This window comes from uncultured Lactobacillus sp., from assembly GCF_948948975.1.
In the GTDB taxonomy this organism is placed as follows: Bacteria; Bacillota; Bacilli; order Lactobacillales; family Lactobacillaceae; genus Lactobacillus.
On the sequence record NZ_CARBVX010000009.1, the window covers coordinates 62,530 to 69,671 of the forward strand.

9 protein-coding genes and 1 riboswitch are annotated in these 7,142 nt (G+C 34.0%); of the genes, 2 read left to right on the plus strand and 7 right to left on the minus strand.

The window, feature by feature from the left end:
* Window positions 1-46 precede the first annotated feature (46 nt).
* The 4 genes from Q9R40_RS05210 to Q9R40_RS05225 form a co-directional block, all read right to left on the minus strand.
* Complete coding sequence (locus Q9R40_RS05210) at window positions 47-313, minus strand: hypothetical protein (protein WP_297938351.1); 267 nt, start codon at window positions 311-313, stop codon at window positions 47-49.
* A 251-nt stretch (window positions 314-564) separates the two neighbouring features.
* The gene (locus Q9R40_RS05215) at window positions 565-1,323 is read right to left on the minus strand and encodes an amino acid ABC transporter ATP-binding protein (protein ID WP_086874564.1); all 759 of its coding nucleotides are present in this window, start codon (window positions 1,321-1,323) and stop codon (window positions 565-567) included.
* Window positions 1,313-2,926, minus strand: a complete 1,614-nt coding sequence (locus Q9R40_RS05220) for an ABC transporter permease subunit (RefSeq protein ID WP_304676759.1) — start codon at window positions 2,924-2,926, stop codon at window positions 1,313-1,315. The genes Q9R40_RS05215 and Q9R40_RS05220 overlap by 11 nt, the downstream gene beginning before the upstream one ends.
* A 114-nt stretch (window positions 2,927-3,040) precedes the next feature.
* A riboswitch (Lysine riboswitch) is annotated at window positions 3,041-3,214 on the minus strand.
* 47 nt (window positions 3,215-3,261) lie between these two features.
* Window positions 3,262-3,888 (minus strand): DNA-3-methyladenine glycosylase, encoded by a 627-nt coding sequence (locus Q9R40_RS05225; RefSeq protein ID WP_270516435.1) that lies wholly within the window; start codon window positions 3,886-3,888, stop codon window positions 3,262-3,264.
* A gap of 75 nt (window positions 3,889-3,963) precedes the next feature.
* Here Q9R40_RS05225 and Q9R40_RS05230 point away from each other — a divergent pair, with 75 nt between their 5' ends.
* Window positions 3,964-4,326: a DUF488 domain-containing protein gene (locus Q9R40_RS05230; protein WP_300592789.1), complete on the plus strand. Its 363-nt coding sequence runs from the start codon at window positions 3,964-3,966 to the stop codon at window positions 4,324-4,326.
* Here Q9R40_RS05230 and Q9R40_RS05235 read toward each other — a convergent pair.
* From Q9R40_RS05235 to Q9R40_RS05245, 3 genes are all read right to left on the minus strand, one after another.
* Window positions 4,323-5,105 (minus strand): hypothetical protein, encoded by a 783-nt coding sequence (locus tag Q9R40_RS05235; protein WP_304676765.1) that lies wholly within the window; start codon window positions 5,103-5,105, stop codon window positions 4,323-4,325. The two genes, Q9R40_RS05230 and Q9R40_RS05235, sit on opposite strands and share 4 nt — an antisense overlap.
* Window positions 5,092-5,622 (minus strand): methylated-DNA--[protein]-cysteine S-methyltransferase, encoded by a 531-nt coding sequence (locus Q9R40_RS05240; RefSeq protein ID WP_297938363.1) that lies wholly within the window; start codon window positions 5,620-5,622, stop codon window positions 5,092-5,094. The genes Q9R40_RS05235 and Q9R40_RS05240 overlap by 14 nt, the downstream gene beginning before the upstream one ends.
* Window positions 5,623-5,737: 115 nt before the next feature.
* Window positions 5,738-6,451, minus strand: a complete 714-nt coding sequence (locus tag Q9R40_RS05245) for an NAD-dependent protein deacylase (RefSeq protein WP_304676768.1) — start codon at window positions 6,449-6,451, stop codon at window positions 5,738-5,740.
* Between the two features lie 125 nt (window positions 6,452-6,576).
* Between Q9R40_RS05245 and Q9R40_RS05250 the strand changes: the two genes are divergently transcribed.
* Window positions 6,577-7,053 (plus strand): hypothetical protein, encoded by a 477-nt coding sequence (locus Q9R40_RS05250; protein ID WP_283600352.1) that lies wholly within the window; start codon window positions 6,577-6,579, stop codon window positions 7,051-7,053.
* Window positions 7,054-7,142 lie beyond the last annotated feature (89 nt).

The following is a 7,142-nucleotide window of genomic DNA, read 5'->3' on the forward strand; positions in this document are numbered from 1 at the left end:
TCAGTGAATACTAGCCTTTTGGGTGATTAGCATGGTTTTTGAGAACTTAATTAGTACTGTTAAGTTTGCGATATCCAAAGTAAAATTGAAGGCAAGCTAAAACTACGTTAAGCCAATTTATCCATAAGAAACAATCAGCTAATCCGCCGGAGTGAGCGCCAGTACCGTAGTAAACCCAAAAACCAATAATCACTGCTGCTACATTAATCCAGGCAAAGGATTTTTGATATGATTGTTTGTTTAAGACGAACCACATCCAAATAACATTTATAATAAACCAAATTACTAAAACCCAAAATACAAAATCGAACATAATGTATTTTCCTTTCTCTTATGTTTAATAAAGTCTCAATTAGTATATTGGGACCTTTCGCTCTTTTCGGGAATAGTATGGATCGTAGAAATCATAATTTCAATAATTTATGCTTTACTAAAAGGCTAAAGCTGAAAATAAATAGGTAGATAACAATAGACTAATAAAAAAGCTGATACTCTTCGTTACAAACATGGAGAGATCAGCTTTTTATTATTTATAGGGTAAAAAGAAATTCTATATTATTTTGCTTAAAGTTCATTATTTCTGAAGTTACGTAGGAACTTCTTAGTCTTTTCTTCTTGTGGATCGTTAAAGATCTGTTGCGGTGTTCCTTGCTCAGTAATAACTCCATCACTCATGAAGACTACTTGATCAGATACATCACGAGCAAATCCCATTTCGTGAGTAACAATTACCATTGTTAGTCCAGTTTTAGCCAGTAGTTGCATGGTGTTAAGTACTTCACCAACCATTTCTGGGTCAAGGGCACTAGTAGGTTCATCAAAGAGCAGAACTTCTGGATCCATGGAAATTGCCCGAGCAATTGCTACACGTTGTTGTTGACCACCAGATAACTGTTGAGGTTTTGCAGTAAGAAATGGATCCATTCCAACTTTCTTCAAGTTTTCAATAGCAACTTTTTTAGCTTCTTCTTTGGAGCGACCAAGAACCATTTCTTGGCCAATCATGCAGTTTTGGAGGACATTCTTATTGTTAAACAAGTTGAATTGCTGAAATACCATTCCGACCTTAGAACGGAAGGTGTTACGATTAAAATGAGGATCAAGAATGTTTTCTCCATGGAAGAGAATTTTTCCATTACTTGGTTCTTCAAGAAGATTAATACATCTTAACATGGTTGATTTACCACCACCAGATGGACCAATAATGGTCATTACTTCTCCTTTGTTAATATTAAAAGAAATATCTTTTAATACTGTATGATCACCATATTTCTTTTGTAAATGTTGTACTTGTAAAATGTTTTCTTCGTTATTATTGTTCATGTTCAAATCCAGTCTCCTTTGGATCTTCTACTTGTAATTGGTTAGCCATTAAGTTGTAGTTCTTTGGACCTTCAAGCTTCTTTTCAATGAAATTAAAGATTCTAGTAATTGAGAATGTCAAGATTAAGTAGATCATTGAAATAATGAAGTAAGTTTGGAAGAATTCGAAGGTTTGACTGGCAACGGTTGTACCAACAAAGAACAATTCTGAAACTGAAATAATACTTAATACTGAAGTATCCTTAATGTTAACAATAAATTCATTAGTAATTGATGGCAAAGAGTTTCTAATTGCTTGAGGTAAAATAATGTGCCACATTTGTTGAGAGTGGGTCATACCAAGAGCAGAAGCTGCTTCAAATTGTCCCTTAGGAGTCGCATTAATACCACCACGGATAACTTCGGCTAGGTAAGCACCTGTGTTAATTGAAACAATAACTAAGGCAGCTACAGTACGGTTTAAGTTAAGGTGCCATAATTGAGCAATTCCGTAGTATATAACAGCTGCTTGAACCATCATAGGAGTTCCACGGAACACTTCGATATAAACTGCTAAAAGCCAGTTAACAATCTTTAGGCCCCATCTTTTACCAGTAGACTTAGGAGTTGGGATAGTTCTAACAATACCAACAAGTAAACCAATGAAGAAACCAGCAATAGTACCAACTAAGGCTAGAAGAAGAGTCATTCCAACACCGCCAAGGATCATTGAGCCGTAGCGACGCATAATTGACATAAACCAATTTTCCTTCTTACTACCGCCTGCTTGAGGTTGTTCCTTAACGGCTTGGGCCATTAATTGGTCACGCTTTTTATTGGAAATACCCTTTAAGATACTGTTGACTTGATCTAATAATTCAGTGTTACCCTTCTTAACACCAATTGAAGTGATTGAGTCATCATGATCAACTTTAAATCCTTGCATCTTGTTAAGGTTAACGGCAACAATGTTAGGGTTAACAGTCTTGTAGCTTTGATATTCAATATCTTCAGCAACATAACCGTCAATAGTACCTGATTGTAAACTTTGACGCATAGCAGAAAAGCTTCGCATCGCAGGTTCACGCTTAGCACCATGTAATTGTTTGATTAAATCGTAGTGAAGAGTACCTTGTTGAGCAGTTAATTTAGCTCCCTTAAAGTCATTTAATCCCTTTGCTTGAGCAAATTTTCCATCTTTATTTGTAATTACTACGAAAGTACTTTTTCTATAAGGTTCAGAGAAATTGATAGCCTTTCTACGTTCAGCCGTAGGAGACATACCAGCGATAATTAAATCAATCTTTCCAGAAGTTAAGGCTGGTAATAATCCATCCCATTCAGTTTTTTCTACTACTACTTTACGATGAAGCTTTTTACCAATGATTTTTGCAATTTGGACATCATATCCGTTTGCATATTGCTTAGATCCATCAATTGGAACCGCACCATTTGCATCAGTTGTTTGAGTCCAATTGTATGGTGGATAGTTAGCTTCCATACCGATTTTAAGGGGGGCTTCTTTTTTAGCCGCTTCGGTTTGATTAGAATTAAAGCTAAAACCGATAACTAAACTTAAAATTAGGGCTAGGAAAGCACCAAACCATCTTATTTTTGACTTCACTTTGAAATACCTCCAAAAATTATTTCAAATAAAGCCAATACAATAAAAGCGTAAATAAAAAGCCTCGTTGTTTACCAAAAACAACGAGGTTTGAAAATCATCAGTAATTAAACCAAATCATATAGCGCTCCCTGGGGACGACCAGGACAGTATGTAAGATATTCTCTTACATCCCAATAAATTAACTTCACGAAAGAAAACTTATTTCGGCGGTAATCCTAAAATATACTCTCACTGTATTCGCGTACTCAAGTAAATTCTGTGATTATCGCAACCTCTATTGCATTGGGGATTTATTTAACTGATGAAAAGATTAAACGATTTTTAATCTTTTGTCAAATAAATCCGTGATTTTTTTTGATATCTTTTTTCTTAATGTCTGAAACATAAGGATTACCGCTAACGATAAATCTCAATTTCTTCTGAGCCCATTCAGGATCTGATTGATTAATTCCTACTCTTGGAAGGGCAACAATTTCTTCTATTTCGCGTTTATGATTTATATCAATATCAAAAGGCGAATCGGCCAAATCAACCAAATCCCATTTACGACTAGTAATCCCTAAGGCTTGCATCATTTTTCCAGGCCCATTAGTCAAAAGCGGTCCTGTTTTACCGCTACGGTTTTTAATCATTGTGTCAATTCCTGTTAGAGGATCGATAGCTCTGACTAATACTCCTTGCGGTTCACCCTCCTCTTGACAAGAAACGTCAAAGAAAAAATATTGTCTTTGAGAATAAATGTATAAACTGCCACCCGGACGATATAAGCCCTCATTTGCGGGACTACGTCTGCCACCATAAGAATGAGCAGCTCGGTCTTTTACACCGACATAGGCCTCTGTTTCCACAATAGTGCCAGATAAAATCTCTTTTCCGTTATTGTAAGACAAGGTTCGACCTAGTAGGTCTTTACTGATTTCGCTTGTAGAACGATTAGTAAAAAATTCTGTGTAATCCATATTAATTTTTCTTTCTAAAAAAGTTGTATACTCATATTTGAAGATAAATACTATCAGAGAGTGAGGAGTTTAACCATGAATGAAATAAAAGTAGTTAGAATATATGATCATGAGCAACCAGCTGGTTATCGAATTTTAGTAGATCGATTATGGCCTAGAGGAATAAGCAAGATAAAGGCTCATTTAGATGAATGGGATAAAGAAATTGGGCCAACTAATGAATTGAGAAAATGGTTCAATCACGAAGATAATAAATATCCTGAATTCAAGTCTAAGTATATAGCGCAATTGAAAGCTAATCCAGCAACAGCAGCTTTTATTAAAGACGTAAAAGAAAAACTAGCCAAAGAAAATGTTCTTTTCCTATATGGAGCTAAAAATAAAAAGTACAACCAAGCAGTTGTACTTAAGGAATTTATTGATCAACAATTAAGTTAAGGCATTTTCTTGCCATGTACATTTTGTCGTACATAGTGAAAAATAATTGTTAAAATAACCGTACCAAATACAATACCAGCAAAAATTGCATCAGGTAATTTAAAGTTTAATGGTGGTAATGAAATAAGCAATTTAATCGCAATAATTGAGATTAGGACATAGGCCATAGTTTGAAGCTCTGGAATAATTTCCATTAACTTAATAATAATTTCGGCTACGCCACGCATGCATAAAATTCCAATCATTCCACCAACCAGAACTACTACTGGGTTATTTGACATGGCTAAGGCAGCTAAAACCGAATCAATTGAGAAAACAATATCCATTGACTCAATTGAGATCACAGTTCTCCAAAATAAGGAAAGATGGTGCTTTATTTTTTTTGAGTTCTTTTTCTTATGATTCTTTTTTTTAGCCTCTTCTTTTTTAGCAGCTAGTTCAAGGTGCCGAACGTCATAGAAGTACTTGTAAACTAAGTAAAGTAAATATAAGCCCCCTAATAATTTGATTTCCCAGAAGTTAATTAAGTAGGTACCAATTCCTATTACAATGAAACGGAATAAATAGGCTCCCCATAAACCATAAACCAGGGATTTTCTTTGTTCATCTTTGGTAGGCAATACTTGTGTTTGAGCTGCTAAGACAACGGCATTGTCAACTGAAAGTAGACACTCCATCAAAATTAGGGTAAGAATCATCATCCAATCTTGACCACTAGTTAAGACATGTGCCCAATTATTAGCATCAAAAAAAGGTTGATAAAGTTTAATTAGCTGCATTTAAATAGCCTTCTTCGAGATTTATTAAACGTTGTTTTTCCTTCTCTCCCATTCTATAACTTCCTACTTTATCTGGGGCTAAAACTACACGATGACTTGGGATAAAAATTAAAGATGGGTTTAAAGCTACCGCATGTGCAACTGATCGAACTGAAGTAGAACCATTAATGGAAGCTGCTAAATCATTATAAGAAATAGTGGTTCCGTAAGGAATGTTTTCAATCATTTTTACAACTTGATTTTGAAATGGAGTTCCAAAGCTTGAGTAGTCGACAGGAACTGTAAAAGAGTGACGTTTACCAGCAAAATACTCTTTTAGTTGTTGAACATAAGGAGCAAGTTTCTTTGAGTCTTGAATCAAAATATGATTAGGATAAAAACCAAGGATAGATGCCTCGATGTTACTATTTTTTGTTCCAACAAATGCTAGCCCTAAGTCACTAATAACTAGTTCATAAGTCCAAGGCTTAATTTCAACAAAATCGTAGTAAAAAACTTTTGCATGAGCAAATGGCATTTAATCCTAACCTTTCTTTTTATTAATATATTAATTCTCTCCTATATTGTACAATAAAAAATAACAGAACGAGGAATAGAAAAATTAAATAAAATGTTAGTTAAGATAATAGCGGTTATATATATAATTTGTCAAATACTTTTTCAGCATTGTCAATAATTGTCGAAACGCCGTTGTAAGTTGATATATTAGTGTTGTTGACGACCCAAACTTTAGCTTTAGCTTGTCGATATGTTAAAAGTTGAGCAAAAGGATAAACAACAAAACTTGTTCCTGCAATAATAACTAAATCGCTATCATGAATGTTTTCAACAGATTTTGTGAGGATTTTTTCACTAATTGACTCACCATATAAAATGATTCCAGGGCGAATAATTCCCTGATCTTTTTCATGAATATATGAATTTTTATAGCTGTTATATGAAATTTTTTCATGACATTTAGTACAGTAAATATTATAAAGATCACCGTGAAATTCAATCACGTGTTTATTACCAGCTTTTTTATCCAAACCGTCTACGTTTTGAGTAATTAATGTTCCATTTTTATTGCAGCTAGCTGCAATTTTCTTGTGAATAATATTAGGTTTTGCATCTGGAAAATACATGTTTTCCATTACGAAGTGATGGAATTTAGCTGGTTGGTGAAAAAGAGTTTCTTCACTTAAAATTTGTTCTGGGCTTTCCGAAATTCCATTGTAAATGCCATTTTTTGAGCGATAGTCAGGGATATGAGATGGAGTTGAAACACCTGCTCCGGTTAAATAGGTAACGTGTATAGCCGCATTAAGATCAGCTTGAAGTGCAGCAATTTGCTTATCTAAATTCATAATAAAACCTCCTACTATTATTAATTTTAAGCTAAGTCAATTATAGAATGCTGAGAGAAAAAGTGGTATTTGTTATAATTAGTGTAAGATTTTTAACGTTAATAAATAATTTTAGAAGGTAAATTATGTCACTTTTATATATTGCTTTTGATATCTTGCTAGTTGGCTATATTTTTTATAGCTGGTATTGGCAAGCAAACATTGATTATAAGGCCCGATTTAGAAGTTCATCGGTTATCTGGGCACTAATTTTTTTACTAATTGGTTTTTATTTAGATTACTTCACTGATCCAACAATACTCATGAATGTTTTCATTGCTACATTTTTATTGATGAGCATTATTGATGGTGTTAGTGGACTAGCTAAGAAACGTCTAGTTGTAAGTGGATACTTTAAGCGAACTGTTAAGTATAGTGATATCGCTCACGTAACCTTAATTGCAGTTCCTAATCCTAAAAAGCCAACTGTGATGGCAATCTTTCAAACTAATAATCGTCAAGCTTACTATCTCCGCTTTTCACAGCAGGTTAGTGATGTAATTGTTAATATCAGAAAATATCTTGGTTCAAATGTTGGAATAGAAGTTCAATCGATGATGTAAATATAATAAAAAAGGATAGATCACTTAGCACACATTGATATGAACCCAAAAATTAGGACATATTATTAAACTGTTTGATTTAAAACCAT